Here is a 25,539-nt window from a genome sequence, read left to right as displayed (position 1 = left end):
GAAGTCAGAAGCCCCGCCAAGTGCGGGGCTTCTTCTTTTAAGCCTTGCGCTTCAGGGTGCTGATATAGCCGCGCAAGTGGGTCAGTGCGGCATGCTCAGGGTTGAGCCCGCGCAGCTCAGTGCGCCGCTCGCTGCCATCAGGCAGGTAGGTCAGCAGCTCGTCATCGATCTCGATATAGCTGGCCGTATAGGTCTCGCCTTCATGCTCCAGGGTTACGTCTTCTTCCATTGCAGCCTCCGCGCTGGGTGATGGGTACATCTCTTTAAATCAGATTAAAAGGCAGCGCCACGCTTAGGCGCGATGCTCAGGACTCTTGTACAGAGCAACCGATCTCATTGATCAACCTGGAGCATAAAGCATGGCCGATAAAACCAACGTCACTCTCAAGTATCCCTTCACCACTGCTGCCGGCCAGAAAGTAGAGCGATTGGAGTTCCGCCGCCTGACCGTTAAAGACTTGCGCGCAGCCAATGAGCAAGCCTCTGGCAATGCTGCAGTCGAGGAGCTGGTACTGATGTCGCGCTCCGTTGGTCTCGTTACTGAAGATCTGGATGCCATGGACATTGCGGACTACAAGGCTGCCCAGGAGCGATTTCAAAAACTGTCGGATTGATACCAGCCACCTCGACGAATGCGAAGCCTTGCTCGCCAGGTGGTTCCGCTTTCAGCCCTCGGAGATCGAGGCGCTGACAGTAGAACGCTTCCTGACCTGGTGCGAACAGGCCGAGCAACAAATCCGCCAGCAAAGCGAAGTCAGCCGTGAGCAACCGTAGCCTTAGAGTAGGTCTTGAGATCGGCGCATCCGCCCGTGGGGTTATGCCCCTGTTGGGTGGTGTGCGCCGTACCCTGATGGGCCTGGGTGATACGGCCGGCAAGCTGACCCGGCAGCATGCCGAGCTGGGCGCTTCCATCAAGCGCAACCTTGGCACGTTGGCACCCAGTACCGTCGCCGCGCTCAACCGAGACTACGTGCGCCTTGGGCAGACCCTCGACACGGTGCGGCGCAAGCAGGAACAACTGACCGCTCGCCTGGCGCGCCGCGACCAGTTGCGCAGTCAGCGCGCCGAGCTGCGCTCTGGCTTGTTAGAAACCGTGGCAATCGGTGCCAGTGCGGCGCTGCCAGTGAAGCTGGCCATCGACTATGAGTCGGCCATGGCCGATGTGAAGAAGGTGGTCGACTTCGATACGCCGGATGGCATCGTCAAGCTCGGTGACGAGTTGCTGCGCATGACCCGAACACTGCCTTTGGCCGCTTCGGATCTGGCTGCCATTGCCGCCAGTGGTGGCCAACTGGGTGTGGCTGCAGCTGATATTCCCAAGTTCACCGAGACTGTGGCGAAGATGTCCACGGCCTTCGACATGTCGGCCGAGGAAGCCGGTGACTCGATGGCCAAGCTGGCCAACGTGTACAAGATCCCTATCGCGCAGATCGGCCGTATCGGCGATGCGATCAACCACCTGTCCAACTCCTCACCGGCCAAGGCGCGCGACATCGTTCAAGGCTTGAACCGGGTGGGTGGTGTGGCCAAGCAGTTTGGTCTGGTCGAGACCCAGGCAGCAGCTCTGGTCACCGCTTTTGTCAGCCTTGGCAAGCCGCCAGAAGTAGCCGGCACCGCCATCAACGGCATGCTGGCGAAGCTGGCCACCGCCGACAAGCAACCGAAGAAATTCCAGCGTGCCCTGCAGGAAATGGGCATGACGGCTGAAGGCTTGAAAGCCTCTATCGGCAAAGACGCTCAGGGGACACTGACCAGCTTCCTCAACACCATCAGCAAAGTCCCGAAAGCCGATCAAATGGGCGTTCTGGTCGACCTGTTTGGCTTGGAGTACGCCGATGATGTAGCGGTACTGGCGGGTTCGATGGAGACCTATGCCAAGTCCCTGGCCTTGGTAAACAAGGCCTCGGACTACGATGGCTCGATGGAGAAGGAATTCCAGGCGCGAGCATCTACCACTGCAAACAACTTGCAGCTGCTGAAAAACGGCATGACTGAGCTGGGGATCAATCTCGGCTCCGCTGTGCTGCCGGGATTGAATGATCTAGTCAGTTCACTACGTCCGGTAGTGTCTGGCTTTGCCACTTGGGCCAAAGAGAACCCGGAACTGGTCAGCGGCGTGATCAAGCTGGTGGCCGGAGCCGTTGCGCTGAAGCTGGGCGTCGTCGGCCTGTCGTATGGGCTGAGTCTCGGGGCTTCTGGCCTGAACGGCGTGGGCATCGCGATCTCGCTGCTATCCGGCAAGTTCACCATGATGCGCGCGATGCTATTGCTGGGTGGCCGGCTGGGGCCGTTCATCACCGGGCTTAGTCTGTTGCGTGGTGGGGCGATGCGGCTTGCGCCTGCCCTTGGCATGGCACGCACGGCGGTACTCTGGCTGGGCCGCGCACTTTTGATGAACCCCATCGGCCTGATGATCACTGGTATCGCGCTCGGTGCTTACCTGATTTACCGCTACTGGGAGCCGATCAAGAGCTTCTTCGGTGGGTTGTGGACGGAGATAAAAGCCGGTTTCAGCGGTGGTCTTACGGGCATTCTCGGGCTGCTGGTTAACTTCAGTCCGCTGGGCATGTTCTACCGGGCATTCAGCGGCGTGATGAACTACTTCGGGATCGAGCTACCGGGCAAGTTCACCGACTTTGGCAGCATGCTGGTTACTGGTTTGGTCAACGGTATCAAGAGCATGGCCGGGGCCGCCAAGGATGCCGTTGTTGGCCTAGGTGATGATGTTACCGGGTGGTTCAAAGACAAGTTGGGGATCAAAAGTCCAAGCCGCGTCTTCATGGCAGCTGGGGCCAACGTCTCGGAAGGCGCAGCGATTGGCATCACTGCCAAGCAGGGTCTGGTCAAGCGTGCCGCCTTGGGCATGGCTGCAGCGACGGCCATCACCTTTGCCACCCCGCAACTTGCTGCAGCTGATGGGCCAGCAGCAACGGCAAGCCGCGTGGCGAACTTGGCGCGCAGTGCAGGCTCGGCCGCATTGGCAGGTCAATCCGGTGGTGGCGTCACCATCCACTACTCCCCACAAATCACCGTCCAGGGCGGTGGCCCTGGTACCCAGGAGGCAGTGCAGCAAGCCCTGCAGCTTTCGCGTAATGACCTGGAGAAATTGATGCGTGAAGTCTTGGCGGATCAACAGCGGAGGGCCTTCTGATGTGGGCAGTACTCGGCGATATCGAATTTGAAGTGAAGTATCACCCTGGCCGGCAAGATGAGCGTTCAGCCGCGGACTATGCCCAGCATGCGCTGATTCAGGGCAAGCCACGTGCGGAATGGGTGGGCGACAGCCTGGACGAACTGACGCTGGAGCTGACCCTGCACTCGATGCTGGTCGACCCCGAGCTGCAGATCCGTCGCCTCAAGGCGGCGAAGAGTGCCCATGAGCCGCTGCCGTATGTGCTGGGCTCGGGTGACTATCGCGGGATCTACCTGCTGACTGAGGTGTCGGTGACCACCCGCAAGACCGATGCCGAAGGGCGGCTGGTTTCCGCAACGGTGAGCATCAACCTGCTGGAGTACTCCGGTAAATACACCAAGCCGTTGCCCAAGCCTCGGGCGCTGGTGTCCAACCTAGCCGCCAACCCGCTGGCCCGCATTGACGGGGCAACGCCTGCGCTGGTTACACCCACGCAAAAAGTGTTGGGCCTTGCTAAAACCGCTGCCAACTACCTGCAGGCCGGGGTGGAGGCCTTGAGTTTTGTAAAAAACCTTCGTGATAACCCACTTGCCATGCTGAGCCAGGCTCCGCGTTTGCTTGGGCTGGCTGGGCAAGCGTTGGCTCCATTCCAGGGGTTGCAGAGTGCGGCAGCCGAGATGCTAGCCAGTGGCGCTGACCTTGTGACCATGGGCAACAATGTGGCCAGTGATGTGCGCCAGGCGGTGGAAGTGGTTCAGAGCCTTCGCAATAACCCACTGGCGCTGCTCGATCAGGCTCCGCAGCTACTCGGTCGGATCAGCCAGGGGATGCCCTTGGATGGCCTGCAAAGCTCAGCGGTCAGTTTGCTGGCGGGTGGTAGCGACTTGTTGAAGCTGGGCGTTGATGCAGCTGGTGACGTGCAGCGCGCGGTCGCTGCCTTTAGTCCTGTGTCCGTTGAGAGCGTGGTGGGCAAAGTTGACTACGCGTCCAGTCAAATGCAGTTAGCCGTGAGCCGTTTGGATGCCAGCTCTACTCGCTTGGCCAGTCTGGCCGTCAATGTGATTACCAGGAGAGCCTGACGTGCCTGCCGAATATCTAACCCACACCACCGTTGAGGGGGAGCGTTGGGATCAGCTGGCCTTCATCTATTACGGCGATGCCATGCGCTATGAGCCGATTGTCCGTGCCAACCCGCAGGTGCCAATAACCCGCTCACTTACCTCTGGGCTGACCTTGCGCATTCCCGTGCTCGATGTCGTTACCAGCAGCGAGGATCTGCCGCCGTGGTTCAAGTGATCGATATCCCTGGTCGTGACACGGCCGAGCCTACCGTGTGGCGTATTGGCTATCAGGGCCGCGACCTGACAGCCGATCTGGCCCCCTACGTGCTGGGCGTGACTTGGACGGATTACCTCAGCGGCCAGTCTGACGAGATCAGCATCGAGCTGGAAGACACCGACGACAAGTGGCTCACCAGTTGGTACCCAATCAAGGGTGACGCGCTGACCTTGAGCATGACCTATCCAGGGCAGGCCCCATTGAACTGCGGCAGCTTTGAGGTGGATGAGATCAACGTCAGTGGGCCGCCCTCGACGGTGGTCATGCGCGGTTTGGCGGCGGGTATCAGCAAGGGCGTGCGCACCCGCAAGGGCTATGCCTATGAGAGCACCACGCTTGCCGAGATCGCTGCACAGTTGGCCAAGCGCAATAAATTCGAGCTGGTTGGCGAGATCAAGCCTCTGCGGATCGACCGCATCACCCAGTTCCAGGAGCGTGACTTGGCTTTTATCACCCGCGTGGGCCGGCAGTATGGCTATGCCGTCAAACTGCGTGAGAACAAGCTGATCTTCACGGCCATGGCTGGCCTACGCGATGGGGCACCGGTACGCACCATCAGCCGCAAGGAGTGCAGCCGTTACGACATTAAAGACAAGATCAAGGATGTGTTCCGCACAGCCAAGAACACCCACCACGACCCGGACACCCAGAAAACTATCAGCAGCCAGGCGCAGGACACCCGCGCCCCGGATAGCCAGGTGGGCATGGAGACCAGCGCCGACGAACTGCGCATTAACCAGCGCGCCCCGGACGCCGCCAGCGCCCAAGCCCAGGCTGATGCGGCCCTCGGTGAGGCCAATGACGAGCGTGCCGGTGGCAGCCTGACCCTGCCTGCAGACCGTCGCCTGGTGGCTGGCGCAGTGGTGACACTGGATGCCACTTGGGGGCGTATGGCCGGTGACTATCTGATCAACCAAGCGCGCCACAACAAACGCCGCAGCAGCGGCACCACGGCCGATATCGAGATCCGCCGAGTCACGGCCGCGCCGGTACCGGCGATGCCATATCTGACCGGTGAATCCAGCCAGACCAACGCCGAGGCAACCGCATGAGCAGTGAAACGCTGGACGGCCTGCAGTTCGGATTGGTCAGCTCGGTGGACTACATCAGCTGCAGGGTGAAGGTGCGGCTGGAGGAGTTCGAGGGCTTAGAGAGCTGGTGGCTAAAGGTGCCACAACGGCACACCAAGGCCACCAAGAGCCGCCCACTGATGCCGGAGATCGGCGAGCAGGTGGCTGTGCTGCTTCAGCGCGACGGCGTCAACGGGGTGGTGCTGGGCGGGATCTATTCGACCGCCGAACCGCCACCCGTAACGGACGAGAACACCCACTACCTGCGCTTCAACGACGGTACGACCCTAACCTATGACCGAGCCAGCCATGCGCTGGTAGCTGACTGCGCAGGGAGCGCACTGATCAAGACCGCCACCACGGTTACTGTTGAGGCCGGTCAGCCAGTGCTGGTAGTAGCGCCCAGGGTTACCTTGGATACGCCTGAAACAATCTTGACCGGTAGCCTGCAGGTTGCTGGGGCGGTCACTCTGGCCGCAGGCCTGCAGGCTGTTGGGGATATCCAGACTCAGGGCAAGGTGCTGGATCAGGGCGGAAATTCGAACCATCACAGCCATTAAAAAGCCCCGCATGCGGGGCTTTCTTTAAGGCTTTTTCGGCGGTGGTGCGACAGGTTTACTTGCACTAACAGGTTGAGGCTTTTGCTGCAGTGTTGGTTGCCACCCATCCTTAAAGACCACTCGGGTTGAGCCTTTTTTGGGATCGTCTGCCATTAGAGAGTCTCTACTAAATCTAGGGTCATGGATTTTTGGGTGGCGGTGCGGGTGCTCTTTCGCTCGCCGGTGGGGTGTATCCGCCTTGCGCGGGGCTTCGATCATTCCGGGATGGCTGGTAACCACGCTCTTCAGTACGGTTGCCTTGACGTTTATCGCTCATGCTTCCTCTCCTTGTTGTGCATCTCTGACGTGGAACAGCTCAAGGGTTGCTATTTCTTTGGCGAGAATAATGATCCCTGCTGAATCAGTTCGGGCGCGCTCAAACCCTCCGCCTTCACTCATGATCCATGCTTCTTCTAGATATATTTGCTCCGGCGATGGGCTGCTTGAGGCAAACGATTTCCCCCCAAACCTTCCTGAAATCTGACGTCCGTCAATCAGCGTAGCAATCACCCAGTAGTGCATACGCTGACTGAAAACAAAGTCCCATGGCCTACCTGTCGGATGGGCTACTGATCGTTGAAGAAGCTGGGTTTTGCGCAGTCGCAGAAAGGCCCAAGCCCAAAGGACAGGAGCGACCAGCAGCACCATCACATAGAACAGTACGTAAAGTGTTGGGCTGATGGTTTGAAGGCCGCTGTACTCGACAGCGTAAATGGGACCTAGCAGCAGCGCGTAGTTAACAGAGCTATATGCGACGGCATCGACCAACTGCTGCGATGTGTCTTTATTGTCGGCTGGTTGTAACAGCGAATAGGTTTTCAGACTGATAAAGCCCGGCACCACGAAGGCTATAAAAATCACCAGTTTGTCGACTTCCCAGATGTCCATGATGATTCCTTGTTTGTTTACTGGAGTGATCTTGCCCATCTTTAAACCTGATTAAAAGGCCGAGCGGGTTAGTTTCATCACCATGGGCACATGACCACGCCCACCCCCTATACCAGCATTACCTCCGCCCACTGGCAGCCGGCTCTCGGTACGCCCGGTGAAGTGGTCGAGGGCCTGCGTGATATCGACCAGGCCATTCGCATCATCCTGATCACGCCGCGTGGCAGCGACCCCCACCGTCCTGAGTTCGGCAGCGACATCCACCTCTATATCGACTGGCCCACCAACCGCGTAGTGCCGCACCTGGTCCGCGAGGCTGTGGAAGCCATTCGCCGTTGGGAACCCCGCGTCACGGTGGTGACGGTACTGGTCGAGATCGTGGAGGAGCGCATCACTCTGCGCGTGCAGTGGAAGTTGGCTGATGGGGTTATCCAGCAAACCGAGGTGCCCTATGCGCGCTCTGCCGCCGCCTGAATTCGTCAAGATCGACCCTGCCGCCATTGAGGCTTCTCTGATCTCTCGGTACGAAGCTAAGTCCGGTAAGACCTTGTATCCGGCACAGATAGAGCGTCTGTTTATCGATCAGGTGGCCTACTCGCAGTCCCTGGCGCTGATGGCTATCCAGCATGCCGGCGAGCAGCTCCTGGTACGTTTCAGCTCAGCCCCGATCCTCGATTACCTGGGCGAGCTGGTTGGAACGCCGCGTTTGCTCGCGAAATCTGCACGCTGCACTCTGCAGTTCAGCGTCAGCGAGGTCGCGACACTGCCGCTGCTCATCCCTGCCGGCACCCAGGTGACCAACCAGGATGGTCGTCTGGTTTTCACTACCGACGCGGATGCCACCATCCAAGCTGGGCAGATCCAAGTGCATGTCTCGGCATCTTGCGAGACGGCAGGCTTCGAAGGAAACGGCTGGGCTGCGGGGCAGATCAGTGTATTACCAAACTCTCCCTTCGACGGACTGGTGGCCAGCAATGTGACCGTGCCGGTCGATGGTGCCGACAAAGAGCAGGATGACCGCTACCGTGAGCGCATCATCCTGGCCCCTGAGGCTTACACCAACGCCGGCAGTCGGGGCTCCTACCGTTACCACGCGCTGTCGGTTCACCAGTCGATCATCGACGTGGCCGTGCATGGCCCGGACGATGGTCAACTGGATGGCCATGTCGCCGTCTACCCGCTGACCGCTAGTGGCTTGCCGTCTGCAGAGATGCTCGCCCTTGTGCTAAACGACCTGAGCGGCGAGAAGCGCCGACCGTTGTGCGACACCGTGCATGCCTTGGCACCTCCCGAGGTTGCGTTCGTCATTCAGGCCAGCCTGACTTTTTATGCAACTGCAGACCGAGCAGGAGCTATGAAGCAGGCTCAAATAGCCGCCGATGCTTGGGCTGCTGATCGACGTGCTGGCCTGGGCCGAGACATTGTTCCCGAGCAGCTAACGGCCGTGCTGCAGGTGGCCGGGGTGTACCGCGCCGCTGTGGCCCTGCCGGTGCTGACTGACGTGCAGTCGCACCAGTGGGCCAACTGTACTGGCATCGTGCTGACGGACGCCGGGGTGGTCGATGGCTGAGCAGCAACTGCCACCGGCGCTGGCTGGTGATGAGCGCTTCGCTCAGCTGTGCGAGCTACTCGCAGAGACTTACGCCGACCTCGATATCGGGGCGATAGCGGTTTACCTGGTCGACCACGTAAAGGCATCACTGCTGCCGACTTTGGCAGAGCAGTTCTCCTTGCTCGATGAAGCGGCCTGGCTGCTTGCCGAGTCCGAATATACCAGCCGCAACTTGATCAAAAACGCCGTCACCTTGCACCGCTATAAGGGCACGCCCTGGGCGATTCGTGAGGTGATTCGGCTTTTGGGCTTCGGTGAAGTAACCCTGCAAGAGGGCCTAGCCGGCCACACCCGCAACGGCTCCATCAGCCACGACGGCAACCAAGTGCACGGTGACCCAGGCTCCTGGCCCATTTACCGAGTGTTCCTTCAGCGTGCCATCACCAACGACCAGGCCGTGCTGCTGCGTAGCCTGTTACTCACTATCGCGCCAGCGCGTTGCCGCCTGGCATCGCTCGACTATCAGGCCGTCGCGATCCGCCATAACAGCGTGGCAAGCCGGGACGGCCAATACAACTACGGGAGCAGCTAATGACAGACCTCACCGAAACGACACAGTGGGCACCGGGCATCTATCAGCTTGAAACCAGCGACCCTGTGCTCGCTGGCCCGGAAGGGATCGACAATTTACAGGCTAAACAGCTGGCCAATCGCACGGCCTGGCTAAAACAGCAGGTGGAGTCCGCGCAAGCAGGGATGATCGTTCATGCGTCAGCCCCCGATCCACACAAGCAGTACCGCTTGCGTGGGGTATTCACCAGCCTCAGTTCCAACACCACGCTTACCGCCGCCCATGAAGGCGTGATCGTGCTGGATGCAACGGCAGGCGATCGCACGCTAACGCTGCCGGTCAACGATGCCGCGTTTGGCGTGCGTGACCTGCTCATCCGCCGAACGGACAACAGCGGCAACCGGGCCAAGGTGCAGGCCAGTGGTGCGGACAAAATCAAGTTTCACACCCACCTTAATGCAGCCGGGTACAGCTTTTTGTACCTGATGGGTGCGGGCGACTGGTGGCACCTGCGTAGCGACGGAGCTGGTGGCTGGTGGCTAATTGGCCGGCATGACAGCACGCCACTTGGACGCCTGAGCTTTGAAACATCAACCGCAATCCAGCCGGGCGGCTATGCGTTGCCGCACGGCGTGCTTCTTGTTCGCGCGGAATGGCCCTGGGTGTGGGACCACGCCCAGGCCAGCGGCATGCTTGTTGATGATGCTGGGCGCGCAGGTTTTGAGGGCTGCTGGACGCGCGGGGATGGTGCTACGACTGTGCGGTCGCCAGATGTGCGCGCTGAGTTCTTGCGTGCATTAGACGAGGGTCGAGGGATTGACGCGTCTCGCATTGCGGGCAGCTATCAGAAGGGGTCGCTTGTCGCTGTAGATGTAAACGCTCCTGCCCCTTTCTCGCCTGGTTCCAACATTGCGGATGCTGCCGCATCAAGGATGCGGCTTGGCGTCGATGCCGCCACTTTATCTGATTACACAGGCGCTTCCATATCAGGTTCAAACCCTGACGTTATCTACCCACTATCTGGCGGTGCCGAGGCCGTTTCGGGCGTATCACGCTCCCGCAACCTCGCGCCCCCCGGTCGCATCAAACTAATCTGAGGAGCCCAATATGCACACATACATCGAAGACAGCGCGCGCGTCCTCACCGGCCCGGTCGAGCTGCCAGTTACTCCGGGCGTCGGCATCCAGATTCCGAGCAACGCTATTCAAGTTGAAGCGCTACTTGATGAGCCACCAGCGGGCCGCGTTTGGGCGCTGGTCAATGGCCAGCCGCAGCAGCTGGCTGACCATCGCGGCGCGGTTTACAGCACCGCTACAGGTGCCGCCGAACACCACGCCGAACTGGGCGAGCTGCCCGAAGGCCTCACTTCAACACCACGCCCGTCTGCGGATCACCTCTGGTCACGCGGTGCGTGGGCCTTCGACGCAGCCAAACAGGCAGCCAACCGGCTGGCGTTATCGGTAAGCCTCTGTGCAGCCGTGGACACTGCCGCTGACGCCGCCCGCCGTGCCGTTGCCGGTGACCCATTGCGCGCAGTGGAATATGACAAGGCCGCTGAGCAGGCCCAGGCCTTTGCCGCTGCCGACTACCTGGGTGAAGTACCGCCCATGGTCGCCGCCTGGGCCATTGGCGGGCGCACCGCGCAGCAGGCTGCAGAGAACATCTTGGAAGAAGCCGCGCAGTACAACACCGCTCTGGTGTACCTACGCACCGTGCGCCTGAATGCCAAAGAACTGATTCGCAACGCCATGGCCGCCGGCAACACCGAGCAAGCCGAAGACATTGCAGCTGAAACCATCGCCAGCATCGAGGCCGCAGTGGCTGGCATCGGCAACAACGCAGGGGTGTAGGCATGGGTAGCATTCAGCTGTTGTTCAGCACAACACATCACCCATTCAGCGGGCTAATCCGCGCAGCAACCTGGTCACGCTGGAGCCACGTTTCTCTGGTTGCTGGGGGGCATGTAATTGAAGCCGTTGCCCTAGAGGGTGTGCGTCAAGTTTCCAAGGACTACGCCATCCAGCGCGCCTCGGCTTTTAGCCTGGTCGATCTGCCAGCCCGTAATCCGCAGGCAATCATCGACGCAGCGCGTAGCCAGCTCGGCAAGCCTTACGACTGGACGGCCGTTGCCGGTCTCGGCTTACACCGTGAATGGCAGGAAGATGATTCGTGGTTTTGCTCAGAGTTGGTGGCCTGGGCGGCTGATCAGGCGGGAGAGCCATGGTTCCGGCTCGAGGCGCTGCGTCGGATAACGCCTCAGCACCTGTGGATGCTGTCGCCTGAGCGAGGGCTTTGCGCAATAGAAGGATAAGAGAGGGCTGCCAGCCTGGGTGCGCTAACACCCAAGCTGACCGCCAACCTGCAGATCAGGCCTGCAAGCCAGCCAAGGCCCCCTGCTCACGCGTGAGCGGCGGGGAGCCTACCAGAAGTGCAAAAGGTTTGCAGATGATGAAAGACATTCGTTGTGGCCAGTGTGGCCGAAAGCTGGCCAGCGCCAGTGGTTTTACCGAACTACAGATCAAGTGTCCACGTTGTCGGACGCTTAATCACCTGAAGGCCGAGAGCCTCCTGCTAACGCCATCGAGCGCAACCAGCCATCAGGAGGCACCATGCACGCACAACCGATCATCCCCTGGATAGGTGGCAAGCGCCGCCTTGCAGACCGGATCTTCCCCTTGTTCCCTCAGCACAGTTGCTACGTCGAACCGTTCGCGGGCGGCGCAGCGCTGTTCTTCCTCCGGCCGGTACCGGCCGAAGTCGAAGTGCTCAATGATGTTAATGGCGACCTGATCAACCTCTATCGGGTGGTGCAGAACCACCTGGAAGAGTTCGTCAGGCAGTTCAAGTGGGCGCTCAGTAGCCGCCAGGTGTTCAAGTGGCTGCAGATGACCCGAGTTGAAACCCTTACCGACATCCAGCGCGCAGCCCGCTTCTATTACCTGCAGCAGTCCGCCTTCGGTGGCCGCGTGGATGGCCAGAGCTACGGCACAGCCACCACACAGCCACCTGGGCTCAACCTACTGCGGATCGAGGAGGCGCTTTCAGCAGCTCACCTGCGGCTCAGCAACACCTACATCGAGCACCTGAGCTGGCAGGAGGTCATGAAGAAGTACGACCGCGAGCACACGCTGTTCTATTGCGACCCACCGTACTGGGAGACCGAGGGTTATGGCGTGCCCTTCGGGTTCGAGCAGTACCTGGAGATGGCCAGGTTGCTGAAGGAGATCAAGGGTAAGGCGATCATTAGCCTCAACGACCACCCAGCCATCCGCGAATGCTTCGCCGACTTCCACATGGAGACGACTGACATTAAGTACACGGTGGGCGGTGGTAAGGGGAGTGATGCGAAGGAGGTGCTGATCTTCAGCTGGGACGTTCAAGCTGAGCCTGCTGGTTTGTTCTGAATATCGGAAACCGCAGCCAATTGACTACGGAAGCGACTCATAGACTGGTGTTGGCCAACTCCGGTCAGTTAGAGAACTAACATGATGAACCTGATAAATAAGTTGAAGCAGCTATGTGCTTTACCGCAGAAGCAGCGTAAGGCCAAAGAAGCGGTGCAGACCGCGCAGTGGTTTGAAGCTGAACTCAAGAAGATACATAGGGATCTGGATAATCCCGAAAGGTAGAAAGAACAAAGCCGCCTCAGGGCGGCTTTGTTCTTTAATGCTGACTGGGCGCAAGGCTCACCGGGTACAATTCTTTTGCCACACTCGCAATTTGAGTAAAAGGTGATTATCTCAACTCAAGCCCCGAGTTTTTCGCGCGCGGCGTCACTTTGATAACTCAACACTCCGCACTGCGCAGGTGAACTCAGGTGCCTAATTGATACGGGCAACTCTTACGCCGCCGTCTTTGACCGCGCAGAAAAAAACCCCAGCATTTCTGCTGAGGTTTTTATCAACACATCAACCTCGATCGTAATCGGGGTTGAGTAAACCGATTCTTAGCTGAACTGGTTCATGGTGTTGTCTTTGCCGCCGGCCTTCAGAGCGGCTTCGCCAGCGAAGTACTCTTTGTGCGCATCGCCCAGGTCGGAACCGGACATGTTCTGGTGCTTAACGCAGGCGATACCTTGACGGATCTCCTCGCGCTGAACGCCTTTCACGTAGGCCAGCATGCCTTGGTCTGCGAAGTACCCTTTGGCCAGGTTGTCGGTGGACAGCGCGGCGGTGTGGTAAGTCGGCAGGGTGATCAGGTGGTGGAAGATACCAGCCTGAGCAGAAGCGTCGCGCTGGAATGTGCGGATGCTTTCGTCTGCGGTCTGAGCCAGTTCAGTGGCGTCGTAATCAACGCTCATCAGCTTGGCACGGTCGTAGGCGGAAACGTCTTTACCGGCGGCAACGAGGTTGTCGTAAGCCTGCTGACGGAAGTTCAGGGTCCAGTTGAACGATGGGCTGTTGTTGTAAACCAGCTTGGCGTTCGGGATGGTTTTACGGATTTCGTTAACCATTTCTGCGATCTGGCCGACGTGTGGCTTCTCGGTTTCGATCCACAGCATATCAGCGCCGTTCTGCAGCGAAGTGATGCTGTCCAGTACGCAGCGTGCTTCACCGGTGCCAGCACGGAACTGGAACAGGTTGGAAGGCAGACGCTTAGGACGCAGCAGCTTACCGCCACGGTTGATCACAACGTCGCCGTTCTGCATGTCAGCAGCAGAGACTTCTTCGCAATCGAGGAAGGAGTTGTACTGGTCGCCCAAGTCGCCCGGCTCTTTGGTCACGGCGATTTGCTTGGTCAGGCCAGCACCCAGGGAGTCGGTACGTGCAACGATCACGCCGTTGTCGATGCCCAGCTCGAGGAACGCGTAACGAACAGCGTTGATCTTGGCGATAAAGTCGGCGTGAGGAACAGTTACTTTACCGTCCTGGTGACCGCACTGCTTCTCGTCAGACACCTGGTTTTCGATCTGGATGCAGCAAGCGCCTGCTTCGATCATGCGCTTGGCCAGCAGATAGGTGGCTTCTGGGTTACCGAAACCAGCGTCGATGTCGGCGATGATTGGCACGACGTGGGTTTCGTAGTTGTCGATCTGATTCTGCAGGTCAGCGGCTTTGGCGTTGTCGCCAGCAGCGCGGGCAGCATCCAGAGCGGAGAACAGCAGGTCCAGTTCGCGGGCATCAGCCTGGCGCAGGAAGGTGTACAGCTCTTCGATCAGGCCGGAAACCGAGGTTTTCTCGTGCATGGACTGGTCTGGCAGCGGACCGAAATCCGAACGCAGAGCAGCAACCATCCAACCCGACAGGTAGAGGTAGCGTTTGTTGGTGGTCTTCAGGTGCTTCTTGATCGAAATCAGCTTCTGCTGACCGATGAAGCCGTGCCAGCAACCCAGCGACTGCGTGTAAACGGAGGAGTCAGCGTCGTACTCGACCATGTCTTTGCGCATGATGTCAGCAGTGTACTGAGCGATTTCCAGGCCGGTTTTGAAGCGGTTCTGTGCGCGCATACGGGCCACAGACTCAGGGTCAATGGCGCTCCAGCTGCTGCCAGCAGCGGCTTTAAGGGCGGCAACGGCTTTGATGTCGTTTTGATAAGCTGACATGGTCAATCCTTCAAAGTATGTGTGTGGTTAAGCACCGACTTCCCCGCTGAGCATCAGTGTTTGATCACCAATGTTGCTGGAGGTTGTTGCAGCCAACTGCAGATCGCCGAGACATCGACGTGAGACGGAATTGATCCGGGAGGAGGGTGACGTGCTAACAGAACGCTTGCTTCAGCTGTTGCAAATGACTAGGTCGTTTGGCGTTTCCGGCGGGTGATGGCCGTTATACGACTCAACTGGCTGTGCGTAATACGTGCTGTTGCTAAACGCTTCCCCGTCCCTCAGGACAACTTCGTTCCAGTCGCGATCTCATTGAACGGCCTTGTGAGCTTTACAACGCAAATCGGCTCTGACGGTAAGTTGGAGCGCGATTCGGAGGGCTTTTCAGCACCTCTGATTAGCGGGAGCGCGGCCATGATGCCTCCGCTCAAAGTGTTCGTCAATTATTTTGTAGTGCTTTTTGAATGACTACTACATAACCCTGAAAACCTACGCGTCATTCGCTGGGGTGGCTCTAGACGGCGGTTCGCGGCATGAGGTTTTGCCCGTGATGGAAAGCCTTTGCAGCGGCTGCACGTTTATCTGGTGAGGCGAGGTGATGAGCGGTCGTGTGCGCTGGCATTGGGTGCTGCAACACATTGCGTATGACGTGTTTAGTTCACTACGTCGACCTTGACGCGCAGGCTCATGTCTTCACGGCCTTGGGTTGCACGCTGCTGCAGAACGTCACTTTTCTCACCCTGACGTTGCTCGCTGACGCCGCCAATGCTAATCCATTCGCCCAACCGCCCACTCACTCGCGTGTCGGTGCTTTGCACATCGATAACGCCAGGTTGCGACTGGCTAAGGCGATCACGGTTGCTGCTAATAGCGATGTGCACGCGCTCGCCGCTGAGGCTGACGGTCACGTAGAAACCGCGGGTGAAAGTGCGATATTGGGTGTTGCTGTAGGGCTGGCCATACGCATCACGGCCTCGGGTAGTCAGCGGCACGCTCTGACCGACTTGAATCAGCGCCGGATAGCCTTCAGTCGCTTGGACTTGCTGAGTGCCACCGCTGCGGCTGTCGGTGCTGCGGCGAATGATGCGCACTTGGTCGCGGCCATTAATTTCGCCCTGACCAATTTGAATGTCAGCATTACCCGCACTGATGCTGCCGTCTGCGCGGTAACCACGGTCTGACTGAAAACCTGATTCATTGCTGTCAACGCTAATCAGTAAACGACGGGGTTCGGTGTCAAGTTGCAGCAGCAGGGTGCGTATTTCAGCAATTTTCTCAGGCGCAGCATTGACGATTAGCTGATTGCCATAGGCGTTAACTTTGCCTTCATGGCCAAGCACTGATTGCACCACGCTGAGTACTTCATCAGCGGTGCGGAAATTGAGCGGGATCACCTCGGTAGCGGCGCCAGCAAGCAGACTACAAAAGAGCAGGGCGGTAATAAGCAAGGCACGAACTTTCATAGCAGAAAACTCCGTAAATCAGCGTCGGTAATGCTGGTGTCCCAGGCTTGATCAAACTGTGCGCGGCGCTGGCGATTGCGGCCCGGGTCTTGGTACAGAGCGTAACCGCTGGCTTGGCCCACTTCGGGCAACAACAGCAAGCCACGGTCATCGGCCAGCAGAAACGCGAGACTTTCATTAGGGTAATCGGGGTGTAGTTTGCGGATCTGCAGGTTGCTCGACAACCGACGCGAAAGGCTTAGCAAGCGGTGACCTTCTTTGACGGCGCGGCCTGGATCGCGCAGCAGAATACGCAGTTGGTTGCGCGGGCTGGCCAGAAGAAAGCGGCTACAGGCAGCTTGCACGCTGCTGTGGTGGTAGAGCCAAGGCTCCAGATCGTGGCTGTAAATACACAGACTACGCTGCGCCTGTTGCAGCAGCGCCAAGGCGTGGGCGCGGGCTTGTTCGGGCTGGCTGAAGCGTTCCAACGTGGTGTGTACGCCAAGCGTGAAAGGTGCCGGCTCGGCGCGTGGGTTGTCTGGGCAAGAGCTGCTGGGGTTGTGCACAGTAAAACGCCCCGGTGACTGGAACTCGATGGCAGGAAGCTCTGTGGGCTCGCGGCATTCGGTTGGTTCACTCGGGGCGTTTTCGTCGTTCATCTCAGCCTCTAGGTGCTGCTGCGCACCATGTCCACATGGGGGATGCCGGCGTCCAGATACTCTCCACTGACGATGGCAAACCCAAGCTTTTCATAGAAGGCGGTGGCCTGCACCTGGGCGCTGAGCATCTGCTCGGTCAGGTTACGTTTTTCCGCCTCCGCGATCACCGCGTTGATCAGCGCCACGCCCACATTCAAGCCGCGCCAGTCCTTGAGCACCGACACCCGGCCGATATGGCCGTCGGCCAGTAAGCGTGCGGTGCCGATTGGGTATTCGCCTTCAAGGGCAAGAAAATGCACAGCATCGGCATCTTCAGCATCCCATTCGAGCTCTGGTGGCACGGCTTGTTCCGCGATAAATACGGTTTCGCGAATGCGCCGCAAATCAGCGTTGTCCTTCTGCCAGTCGGCCAGTCGAACGTGTATCTCACTCATCAGCAAACTCCAAACTGCCTTGCTTGACCAACTCAACCAGCAGATTACGCCCTTCGTCATGGGTGAGCCACGGCCCGAGGTTGTCGATGTGCAACGCATCGGCTGCGCACACCAATTTCAGTAACTCGCGCAGGCCTGCTGAAAACAGGCGGCTGTTGCCGCTGGCGAAAAGCACCAAGTCGTCGCCGACTTCTGACCAGGCCATGCGGGCGCTGGGGTTGCGGATCATCACCGCGCCGTCTTCGAGGCTTGCCAGGAAGGCGTCTTCGTCAATCTCGATGCCAGTAATCAGCTCCGGATACTTGGGCTCGGTCATAAATTGGCCGAACCAAGTCATCAGCAAGCGCTCATCACTCATGTGTTCGGTGAGCAGGGCTTTGAGCCGGTCTAGGGCGTCACGTTGAATCTGCGTCGGGTCGCTGGTAGGCATCGCGTCGGCGTCGCTGTAGCGTTCTTCATCAGGCAGAAACTGGCCGAGAAAATCAGTGAAATGGGTCAGCACTTCAGCGGCGCTGGGCGCACGGAAGCCTACGGAATACGTCATACAGTCATCCTCAGCGGTACCACAGTGGGCCAGAAGCGGCGGCAGATAGAGCATGTCGCCGGGCTCCAGAACCCATTCTTCAGTTTTAGCGAATTGAGCAAGGATCTTCAGATCCGCGTGCGGCAGCATCGGGCTGTCGGAGTTACAGACTTGGCCAATTTGCCAGCGGCGCTGACCTAAGCCCTGCAGCAGGAACACATCGTAATTATCGAAATGCGGGCCTACGCCACCGCCGGCTACGGCGAAGCTGACCATCACATCATCAATGCGCCACTTGGGCAGAAATTTGAATTCTTCAAGCAACTCGGCCACTTCCGGGACAAATTGATCGACGGCTTGAACCAGCAGCGTCCAGTCGCGTTCCGGCAGTTCGGCGAACGCGTCTTCAGCGAAGGGGCCGCGACGCAGCTCCCACGGTCGCTCGCCGTGTTCGATGACCAAGCGTGATTCGACTTCTTCTTCCAGTGCTAGGCCAGCCAGTTCGTCTGGCGAAATAGGGCTCTCGAATCCGGGGATGGCTTGGCGCACCAGCAAGGGTTTTTTCTGCCAGTAGTCACGCATGAACTCGCGTGCGGTCAGTCCACCCAGCAGTTGTAGCGGAGTATCAGCATTCATCGCTAAGCCTTTGAAGTAAGTGAATACCCATAAATAAAAACGCCCGGCGCAGCCGGGCGTCTGGGTGCAGGTGTTGTTTAAATACGTTTGGCCTGAGCGGCTGCGTTGCCGATATAGCTGGCTGGGGTCAATAACTTCAGCTCAGCTTTGGCTTCAGCAGGCATGTCCAGGCCGTCAATGAAGGTTTGCAACGCTTCAGGGCTGATGCCTTTGCCGCGGGTCAGCTCTTTGAGCTTCTCGTAGGGGTTTTCGATGGCATAGCGACGCATAACAGTTTGGATGGGCTCGGCGAGCACTTCCCAGCAAGCATTTAGATCATCAGCAATTCGTTGAGCATTAAGCTCCAACTTGCTGATTCCCTTAAGGCTGGCCTCGTAGGCAATTACACTGTGGGCGAAACCCACACCCAGGTTACGCAGCACGGTGGAGTCAGTCAGGTCACGCTGCCAGCGCGAAATCGGTAATTTGCTGGCCAAATGCTGGAGCAGTGCGTTGGCGATGCCCAAGTTGCCTTCGGAGTTCTCGAAGTCAATTGGGTTGACCTTGTGCGGCATGGTCGAAGAACCGATTTCGCCAGCAATAGTGCGCTGCTTGAAATAGCCGAGGGAGATATAGCCCCAGATATCACGGTCAAAGTCGATCAGGATGGTGTTGAAGCGCGCTATAGCATCAAACAGCTCAGCAATGTAGTCGTGCGGCTCAATCTGCGTGGTGTAGGGGTTGAACTGCAGGCCCAAGTCACCTTCGATAAACTGGCGCGCGTTGGCCTCCCAGTCGATCTGCGGATAAGCCGACAAGTGGGCGTTGTAGTTGCCCACGGCGCCGTTGATCTTGCCGAGCAGCGGAACGGCTGCAACTTGAGCGATTTGCCGCTCTAGGCGGTAAACCACGTTGGCCAGTTCTTTACCCAGGGTGGTCGGCGAGGCTGGTTGGCCGTGGGTGCGCGAGAGCATTGGCACGTCGGCAAACTTGATGGCCAGCTGACGAATTGCTTCAGCGGTTTGGCGCATCAACGGCAGTAGCACATCATCACGGCCAGCACGAAGCATCAGGGCGTGGGACAGGTTGTTGATGTCCTCGCTGGTGCAAGCGAAGTGGATAAATTCACTGACCTTGTCCAGCTCAGGCAGCTTGGCTGCTTGTTCCTTCAGCAGGTACTCCACGGCTTTGACGTCGTGGTTAGTAGTGCGCTCAATTTCTTTGACGCGTTCGGCATGCTCGACGGCGAAATTTTCGGCCAGCTCATTGAGCACGGCGTTAGCTTCAGCGGAGAAAGGCGCCACTTCGGCAATGTCTTCGTGGCCGGCCAGGCGCTGCAACCAACGCACCTCGACCAATACGCGAAAACGGATCAAACCGTATTCGCTGAAAATCGGGCGCAGAGCGCTGGTTTTGCCGGCGTAACGGCCATCAACGGGGGAAACCGCGGTGAGCGAGGAAAGCTGCATGGGGAGGCGTTCTCGGACAATCGGGCGTGGAAAAGGGCGCGTATCATACATGAAATCGGCCGCTTGGCCGTGATTGACTGTTGCCGTTCAGCGGCGCGCACTGCGCGCTATCGACAGCAAGCTGGCGCTGAAAATCAGTGCAGCACCGATCAGCGAGGTTGCGTCTGGTGTTTCACCCCAACGCAGCCAGGCGATCAGCCCAGCAAACACAATAGCCAAGTAGGCAAAGGGGCCGATCAGGCCGGGGGATGCCAGGCCGTAAGCTTTGGACATAATGATCTGGCTGGCCGTGGCCAGCAGCCCGATCACCAGCAGCAAGCCCAATTCATGTTGGTTCATGGGCTGCCAAGCCCAGGTCAAGGGAACTGCCGAGAGCAAAGCACTGAACAAGGAGAAGTAGAAGACGATGCGAAAAGCCGGTTCGCTGTCGCTCATCTCGCGAATGGAGACAAACGCAAACGCCGCAAGAACGCTGGCAGCCAGACCAACCAAGGCTTGACTGTCCAGCAGTGCAGCCGATGGCTTGGCCACCAGAAGCACTCCAACCAGGCCAATGCCTGTGGTCAGCAACATGCGCTTAGTCAACGGCTCTTTAAGCCACCACCACGCAATCAGTGGGGTAAACAGCGGCGCTGAGTAGGTAAACAGCATGGCGTCAGCCAGGGGCAGTTGGGCAATGGCGTAGAAAAAACAATACATCGCCGCCAGGCCAAAAGTGGTGCGCCACAGGTGGGATTTAAGTCGCGTGGTTTTGAGTGGGCGAAAGCCTTTAAACACAATCAACGGCAGAAAGAACAGCACCCCAACCAGGTTGCGAAAAAACACCACCGATTCGTTGTTGACGCTGACAGATACCTCACGAATACCGACACCCATCAGGCTAAACAGCAGGGCAGATACCGTCAGCAGTGCGGCGCCCTGCAGCGTTTTGTCGGCGCGCATACCCATGCTCACGTTCGCCGCAGCGGGTGGAGTTCCTTGAGCAATTTGCTGCGGCTAAACACCATCTGCCAGCGGTGACCGCCCAATTGCCGCCATAGCCGTGCAGAGCGAATACCGGCGAGGAGCAATGCGCGAATTTTTGCGGCATTGTTGGCCTGCTGCAGGTGCTGCATGTCGCCTTGTACCTGAATACGCTGGCGAAAAGTGCTGATGGTGTCTTGATAAAGGCTGCCGCAGTTGGCGATGACATTTTCATGGGTCGGACCGAAGTGCTCAACCTGCTGCTGCACCTGATCGAGACGGCTGCCCATCACTTGCAACATATCACCGCGCTTATTCAGCTGACGTTCCAGTGAGATCAAGGCCAGCGCATAGCGCAGTGGATCACGCTGCAAACTGGCTGGGTCGCGTTCAAGGGCGCTGATCAGCGCGCGGTAACCGTCTTGCAAATTAAGGTCATCACCGCCATAAACATCCAGCGTCTGCTTTGGGTCGCGCACCAGCAGGCTGTTGATCATGCAAGCTACGGCGGGTTCGCCGATTTGGCCGGTGCGGGCCAGCTTATCGACCAGAACCGCAGATTCAAATACCGCGCCGAGGGCGACCAGCTGTTCTTGTATCGGATTCATGGGCGTTGCTCTCGGCGGGTCCAGGGTTCGGCTGTTTCGATTACACCGCCGCCTAGGCAGATTTCACCGTCGTAAAAGACCACGGATTGCCCTGGCGTCACGGCGCGTTGCGGTTCAGCGAAGGTTACACAATAGCCGGTGGCGGTGCGCTCCAAGGTGCAGGCCTGATCACTTTGGCGATAACGTACTTTGGCCGTGAGCACTCGCGGTGCGCTGAGATCAACCGGGTTAACCCAGTAAATATCCGACACCCGCAGTGCACGGCTAAACAGCCATGGATGATCATTGCCTTGGCCAACCACCAGTACATTGCGTGTCAGATCCTTGTGCAAGACGTACCAAGGCTCGTCACCGGCGTCTTTGAGGCCGCCAATACCCAAGCCCTGTCGCTGCCCCATGGTGTGATACATCAGCCCATGGTGAGTACCGATCACTGTACCGTCTGTGGTTTCGATGGCGCCGGGCTGAGCAGGCAGATACTGCTTGAGAAAGTCACTGAAGCGCCGCTCACCAATAAAGCAAATGCCGGTGGAGTCTTTCTTTTTCGCCGTGGCCAGTTGGTATTTCTCGGCAATAGCGCGCACCGCAGGCTTTTCTAACTCACCGACTGGGAACAGGGTTTTAGCAATCTGTTCGCCGCCCACTGCATGAAGGAAGTAGCTTTGGTCTTTGTTCGGGTCTAGCCCTTTGAGCAGCTCGGTGCGCTCATCAACGTCACGGCGGCGCACATAATGGCCGGTGGCGATGAGGTCGGCGCCGAGCATCAGGGCATAGTCGAGGAAGGCTTTGAACTTGATTTCGCGGTTACACAGGATGTCCGGGTTGGGTGTGCGCCCGGCTTTGTATTCGGCCAGGAAGTGCTCGAATACGTTGTCCCAGTATTCGGCGGCAAAGTTGGCGGTGTGCAGTTTGATACCAATTTTGTCACACACAGCCTGCGCATCGGCCAGATCGTCCATGGCCGTGCAGTAGTCAGTGCCATCGTCCTCGTCCCAGTTCTTCATAAACAGGCCTTCGACCCGATAGCCCTGTTCTAGCAGCAGGAGAGCAGAGACGGAAGAGTCGACGCCGCCGGACATGCCGACGATGACGCGCTGGGTAGTAGGATCTGGCATGGGAATACGCGACACGGCTGAGAAAAAGAGCGCGATTCTAGCAGGCTGCAGCGCTCGGCCGTTAATCGCGGATCAGTGACAATGGAAAACACAGCCCACTGAGGTAGTCATCAATGCAGCGCAGCACTAACTCGCTGCGCCAGCGCTCAGGTTGCGCAACTAGCTCGTCGCGGGTTAACCAGTGTGGGCCAATAATGCCATCATCCAGTACGTACTCGGGGCGATGACGCAGCGCCTTGGCGGCAAAGCAGACGCGCTGGTACGTCACGCCGTTGCTGGGTGCTGTGTACAGATAAATGCCGGTCACGCCGGTTAGTTCGACATCCCAGCCCGTTTCTTCGAGGGTTTCACGAATAGCTGCCTGCGACAGGCTTTCATTGGGGTCCAGATGCCCGGCGGGCTGGTTAAAGACAGCGCGCCCTTCGGCCATTTCCTCGACTAAGAGGAAGCGACCTTGGTCCTCGATGACGGTGGCGACGGTGATGTGGGGTTGCCAATCCATTGAAATCTGACCTGTTAAGAAAAAATTGATCATAACGTGAACATACCGCTGCCAAAACGCCCAAACCCCAGCGCAAGGCTGGGGTTTGGGGTGTTACAGGGTATTCAGCGTCGGTGTGGTTTTAATTCAGGGTAGCTAAAGCTGCATTAAACGTCGCACTCGGGCGCATCACTTGACTAGTCAGTTGCGGGTTAGAACGGTAGTAGCCGCCAATATCAACAGGCTTTCCCTGCACAGCCGCGAGTTCCGCAAGAATGCTTGCTTCACCGTCACTCAAGGCTTTGGCCAGAGGGGCGAACTGCGCCTGCAACTCTAAATCTTCACGCTGCGCCGCCAGCTCCTGCGCCCAATACAGGGCTAGGTAAAAATGGCTGCCGCGATTGTCCAGTTCGCCGGTTTTGCGCGATGGCGATTTGTTGCTGTCAAGCAACGTGCCAGTGGCGGCGTCAAGGGTTGTACCCAGCAGCTTGGCTTTAGGGTTGTGGGTCTTGATACCCGTTTCTTCCAGCGAAACGGCGATGGCCAAGAACTCACCGAGAGAGTCCCAGCGCAGGTGATTTTCTTCGATCAATTGCTGCACATGCTTGGGCGCCGAGCCGCCAGCGCCGGTTTCATACATGCCACCGCCGGCCATTAGCGGCACGATAGAGAGCATTTTTGCCGAGGTGCCCAGCTCCATAATTGGGAACAGGTCGGTGAGGTAGTCGCGCAGCACGTTGCCGGTAACCGAGATGGTGTCCAGACCGCGAATCAGCCGTTCCATGCTCAGACGGATGGCTTGGTTGTAATCCATCATGCGGATGTCCAAACCGGTTAAGTCATGGTCCTGCAGGTAGGTTTCAACTTTCTTTTGCAACTCGCGGTCGTGGGCACGCTCAGGATCGAGCCAGAAAATCGCCGGGGTAGCGGACTGGCGGGCGCGGGTAACGGCCAGCTTGACCCAATCACGGATCGGCGCATCTTTGGTCTGACACGCGCGCCAAATATCACCAGCTTCTACTTCGTGCTGCATCAACACGGTGCCGTCGGCCAATACCACGCGCATGCTGCCATTGGCGGTCATTTCGAATGTTTTATCGTGGGAACCGTATTCCTCAGCCTTCTGCGCCATCAACCCGACGTTTGGTACGCTGCCCATGGTGGTGGGGTCGAATGCGCCATTGGTTTTGCAGAAGTTGATCATCTCCTGGTAGATGCGGGCATAGGTGCTTTCCGGCATCACTGCTTTTGTGTCTTTGAGCTTGCCGTCTTTACCCCACATCTGCCCGGAGCTGCGGATCATCGCTGGCATTGAGGCGTCAACAATCACGTCACTGGGGATGTGAAGGTTGGTGATGCCCTTGACCGTATCCACCATGGCCATTTCTGGACGATCGCTGTAACAGGCGTGAATATCATCGAGAATTTCTTCTTGCTGCGATGCGGGTAGGGATTTGATTTTGTCGTAGACGCTGCTGATGCCGTTATTGGGGTTAACGCCCAACTCCTCAAACAGCTTGCCGTACTTATCGAACACACCCTTGTAGTACACGCTAACTGCGTGACCGAAGACGATTGGGTGTGAGACTTTCATCATGGTTGCTTTGACGTGCAGGGACCACATGACGCCGGTCTCTTTGCAGTCTTGCAGGGTTTTTTCAAAGAATTCACGCAGCTTGCGGCAGCTCATGTACATGCTGTCGAAGACTTCACCGTCTTGCAGGGTGAGTTGTTTTTTGACCTCGACAGAGCCGTCCTCGCCAACAAACTCAATCCGCACATCACCAGCCTTGGCCATGGTGATCGATTGCTCGCTGGAGAAGAAATCACCGCCGCGCATGTAATCAGCGTGGGACTGTGAGGCCATGCTCCACTTACCCATCGAATGCGGGTGCTTGCGCACAAATGCCTTCACTGCCGCGGGCGCGCGGCGGTCAGAATTACCCTCACGCAGCACCGGATTGACTGCGCTGCCGAGCACTTTGCTATAACGCGCATGGGCCTCTTTTTCAATTGCTGTTTGCGGGTCTTCGGGGAAGTCCGGAATGCTATAGCCCTGAGCCTGTAGCTCTGTGATCGCATCTTTAAGCTGTGGCACTGAAGCACTGATGTTGGGCAATTTAATAATATTGGCTTCAGGTGAGGTTGCCAGAACTGCCAGCTTGGCTAAATCATCGTCGATCTGCTTATCGGCACCTAGCTGGTCAGCGAAACTTGCGAGGATGCGCGCTGCAAGAGAGATGTCGCGTGTTTCGACGGCAATTCCAGCAGAGGCTGCGAAGGCTTCTACAATAGGCAGGAGCGAATAGGTCGCAAGGGCTGGGGCTTCGTCAGTGAAGGTATAAATGATCTTCGAAGGGGTAGGCATTTAGAGTTAACTCTCTTCTTTGCTGAGCGTACATAAGCACTCGACATGCGCTGATAAGCGTTTGAGCCCAAGGAATAATCGGGCTTGAAATCGAGGTCTAGGCGCTGTGATGTTGGATGCACCAGTAGAGTGTTGAGCGTTCGAGCCTTTGAATCGATGTGCCAATCA

28 protein-coding genes are annotated in these 25,539 nt (G+C 58.1%); 15 read left to right on the top strand and 13 right to left on the bottom strand.

The window, feature by feature from the left end; genetic code table 11:
• Positions 1-37: 37 nt before the first annotated feature.
• On the bottom strand, positions 38-229 hold the full coding sequence (locus WF513_RS08955) for a hypothetical protein (protein WP_339079035.1): 192 nt from the start codon (positions 227-229) through the stop codon (positions 38-40).
• 130 nt (positions 230-359) lie between these two features.
• On the opposite strand from WF513_RS08955, the gene WF513_RS08950 reads away from it, so the two are divergent.
• The 7 genes from WF513_RS08950 to WF513_RS08920 are packed head-to-tail and all read left to right on the top strand — an operon-like array spanning position 360 to position 6,101.
• Positions 360-614 (top strand): phage tail assembly protein, encoded by a 255-nt coding sequence (locus WF513_RS08950; protein ID WP_339079034.1) that lies wholly within the window; start codon positions 360-362, stop codon positions 612-614.
• A 28-nt stretch (positions 615-642) separates the two neighbouring features.
• Positions 643-774 (top strand): hypothetical protein, encoded by a 132-nt coding sequence (locus WF513_RS08945; RefSeq protein ID WP_339079033.1) that lies wholly within the window; start codon positions 643-645, stop codon positions 772-774.
• Positions 761-3,151, top strand: a complete 2,391-nt coding sequence (locus WF513_RS08940) for a phage tail tape measure protein (RefSeq protein WP_339079032.1) — start codon at positions 761-763, stop codon at positions 3,149-3,151. Before WF513_RS08945 ends, WF513_RS08940 begins: the two co-directional genes overlap by 14 nt.
• Positions 3,151-4,212 (top strand): phage tail protein, encoded by a 1,062-nt coding sequence (locus tag WF513_RS08935; protein ID WP_339079031.1) that lies wholly within the window; start codon positions 3,151-3,153, stop codon positions 4,210-4,212. The genes WF513_RS08940 and WF513_RS08935 overlap by 1 nt, the downstream gene beginning before the upstream one ends.
• A gap of 1 nt (position 4,213) precedes the next feature.
• On the top strand, positions 4,214-4,429 hold the full coding sequence (locus WF513_RS08930; RefSeq protein WP_339079030.1) for a tail protein X: 216 nt from the start codon (positions 4,214-4,216) through the stop codon (positions 4,427-4,429).
• Positions 4,417-5,523: a contractile injection system protein, VgrG/Pvc8 family gene (locus WF513_RS08925; RefSeq protein WP_339079029.1), complete on the top strand. Its 1,107-nt coding sequence runs from the start codon at positions 4,417-4,419 to the stop codon at positions 5,521-5,523. Before WF513_RS08930 ends, WF513_RS08925 begins: the two co-directional genes overlap by 13 nt.
• Entirely contained in the window at positions 5,520-6,101 is a 582-nt protein-coding gene (locus WF513_RS08920) for a phage baseplate assembly protein V (RefSeq protein WP_339079028.1), read from the top strand. Before WF513_RS08925 ends, WF513_RS08920 begins: the two co-directional genes overlap by 4 nt.
• A 312-nt stretch (positions 6,102-6,413) precedes the next feature.
• Here WF513_RS08920 and WF513_RS08915 read toward each other — a convergent pair whose 3' ends face one another.
• Entirely contained in the window at positions 6,414-7,067 is a 654-nt protein-coding gene (locus tag WF513_RS08915) for a DUF6338 family protein (protein ID WP_339079027.1), read from the bottom strand.
• A 51-nt stretch (positions 7,068-7,118) separates the two neighbouring features.
• Between WF513_RS08915 and WF513_RS08910 the strand changes: the two genes are divergently transcribed.
• From WF513_RS08910 to WF513_RS08875, 8 genes are all read left to right on the top strand, one after another.
• The gene (locus WF513_RS08910) at positions 7,119-7,502 is read left to right on the top strand and encodes a GPW/gp25 family protein (protein ID WP_339079026.1); all 384 of its coding nucleotides are present in this window, start codon (positions 7,119-7,121) and stop codon (positions 7,500-7,502) included.
• Positions 7,480-8,598, top strand: a complete 1,119-nt coding sequence (locus WF513_RS08905) for a baseplate J/gp47 family protein (protein WP_339079025.1) — start codon at positions 7,480-7,482, stop codon at positions 8,596-8,598. Before WF513_RS08910 ends, WF513_RS08905 begins: the two co-directional genes overlap by 23 nt.
• Positions 8,591-9,172 carry a phage tail protein gene (locus WF513_RS08900; RefSeq protein WP_339079024.1) on the top strand — a complete coding sequence of 194 codons (582 nt, stop codon included), beginning with the start codon at positions 8,591-8,593 and terminating at the stop codon, positions 9,170-9,172. The genes WF513_RS08905 and WF513_RS08900 overlap by 8 nt, the downstream gene beginning before the upstream one ends.
• On the top strand, positions 9,172-10,248 hold the full coding sequence (locus WF513_RS08895) for a phage tail protein (protein WP_339079023.1): 1,077 nt from the start codon (positions 9,172-9,174) through the stop codon (positions 10,246-10,248). Before WF513_RS08900 ends, WF513_RS08895 begins: the two co-directional genes overlap by 1 nt.
• A 10-nt stretch (positions 10,249-10,258) precedes the next feature.
• On the top strand, positions 10,259-11,002 hold the full coding sequence (locus tag WF513_RS08890) for a hypothetical protein (protein ID WP_339079022.1): 744 nt from the start codon (positions 10,259-10,261) through the stop codon (positions 11,000-11,002).
• Between the two features lie 2 nt (positions 11,003-11,004).
• On the top strand, positions 11,005-11,463 hold the full coding sequence (locus WF513_RS08885) for a YiiX/YebB-like N1pC/P60 family cysteine hydrolase (RefSeq protein ID WP_339079021.1): 459 nt from the start codon (positions 11,005-11,007) through the stop codon (positions 11,461-11,463).
• Positions 11,464-11,597: 134 nt separating this feature from the next.
• Positions 11,598-11,792 carry a Com family DNA-binding transcriptional regulator gene (locus tag WF513_RS08880; RefSeq protein ID WP_339079020.1) on the top strand — a complete coding sequence of 65 codons (195 nt, stop codon included), beginning with the start codon at positions 11,598-11,600 and terminating at the stop codon, positions 11,790-11,792.
• Positions 11,762-12,556, top strand: coding sequence for a DNA adenine methylase (locus WF513_RS08875; RefSeq protein WP_339079019.1), 795 nt, complete (start codon positions 11,762-11,764; stop codon positions 12,554-12,556). The genes WF513_RS08880 and WF513_RS08875 overlap by 31 nt, the downstream gene beginning before the upstream one ends.
• A gap of 542 nt (positions 12,557-13,098) precedes the next feature.
• On the opposite strand, the gene WF513_RS08870 is transcribed toward WF513_RS08875, so the two are convergent.
• From WF513_RS08870 to WF513_RS08820, 11 genes are all read right to left on the bottom strand, one after another.
• Positions 13,099-14,694 carry an isocitrate lyase gene (locus WF513_RS08870; protein ID WP_339083364.1) on the bottom strand — a complete coding sequence of 532 codons (1,596 nt, stop codon included), beginning with the start codon at positions 14,692-14,694 and terminating at the stop codon, positions 13,099-13,101.
• Positions 14,695-15,347: 653 nt separating this feature from the next.
• Complete coding sequence (locus WF513_RS08865; protein ID WP_339083362.1) at positions 15,348-16,157, bottom strand: secretin N-terminal domain-containing protein; 810 nt, start codon at positions 16,155-16,157, stop codon at positions 15,348-15,350.
• Positions 16,154-16,795 carry a histone acetyltransferase HPA2 gene (locus tag WF513_RS08860; protein ID WP_339083360.1) on the bottom strand — a complete coding sequence of 214 codons (642 nt, stop codon included), beginning with the start codon at positions 16,793-16,795 and terminating at the stop codon, positions 16,154-16,156. The genes WF513_RS08865 and WF513_RS08860 overlap by 4 nt, the downstream gene beginning before the upstream one ends.
• A gap of 8 nt (positions 16,796-16,803) precedes the next feature.
• Positions 16,804-17,229 (bottom strand): GNAT family N-acetyltransferase, encoded by a 426-nt coding sequence (locus WF513_RS08855; RefSeq protein ID WP_339083358.1) that lies wholly within the window; start codon positions 17,227-17,229, stop codon positions 16,804-16,806.
• Positions 17,222-18,388, bottom strand: a complete 1,167-nt coding sequence (locus WF513_RS08850; RefSeq protein ID WP_339083356.1) for a cupin domain-containing protein — start codon at positions 18,386-18,388, stop codon at positions 17,222-17,224. The genes WF513_RS08855 and WF513_RS08850 overlap by 8 nt, the downstream gene beginning before the upstream one ends.
• 77 nt (positions 18,389-18,465) lie before the next feature.
• Positions 18,466-19,836: an adenylosuccinate lyase gene (purB, locus tag WF513_RS08845; RefSeq protein WP_339083354.1), complete on the bottom strand. Its 1,371-nt coding sequence runs from the start codon at positions 19,834-19,836 to the stop codon at positions 18,466-18,468.
• An 87-nt stretch (positions 19,837-19,923) separates the two neighbouring features.
• Positions 19,924-20,778 carry a DMT family transporter gene (locus WF513_RS08840; protein WP_339083352.1) on the bottom strand — a complete coding sequence of 285 codons (855 nt, stop codon included), beginning with the start codon at positions 20,776-20,778 and terminating at the stop codon, positions 19,924-19,926.
• Positions 20,779-20,786: 8 nt separating this feature from the next.
• Positions 20,787-21,407, bottom strand: coding sequence for a high frequency lysogenization protein HflD (gene hflD, locus WF513_RS08835; RefSeq protein ID WP_339083350.1), 621 nt, complete (start codon positions 21,405-21,407; stop codon positions 20,787-20,789).
• Positions 21,404-22,522, bottom strand: a complete 1,119-nt coding sequence (mnmA, locus tag WF513_RS08830) for a tRNA 2-thiouridine(34) synthase MnmA (protein ID WP_339083348.1) — start codon at positions 22,520-22,522, stop codon at positions 21,404-21,406. Before mnmA ends, hflD begins: the two co-directional genes overlap by 4 nt.
• Before the next feature lie 61 nt (positions 22,523-22,583).
• Complete coding sequence (locus tag WF513_RS08825) at positions 22,584-23,024, bottom strand: NUDIX hydrolase (RefSeq protein WP_339083346.1); 441 nt, start codon at positions 23,022-23,024, stop codon at positions 22,584-22,586.
• A 121-nt stretch (positions 23,025-23,145) separates the two neighbouring features.
• Positions 23,146-25,371, bottom strand: a complete 2,226-nt coding sequence (locus tag WF513_RS08820) for an NADP-dependent isocitrate dehydrogenase (RefSeq protein ID WP_339083344.1) — start codon at positions 25,369-25,371, stop codon at positions 23,146-23,148.
• Between the last annotated feature and the right edge of the window lie 168 nt (positions 25,372-25,539).

It is taken from the genome of Pseudomonas sp. TMP9, assembly GCF_037943105.1.
Classification (GTDB): domain Bacteria; phylum Pseudomonadota; class Gammaproteobacteria; order Pseudomonadales; family Pseudomonadaceae; genus Aquipseudomonas.
Note: the sequence above shows the minus strand (reverse complement) of the source record. Positions and strands in the feature narration are given on the sequence as shown.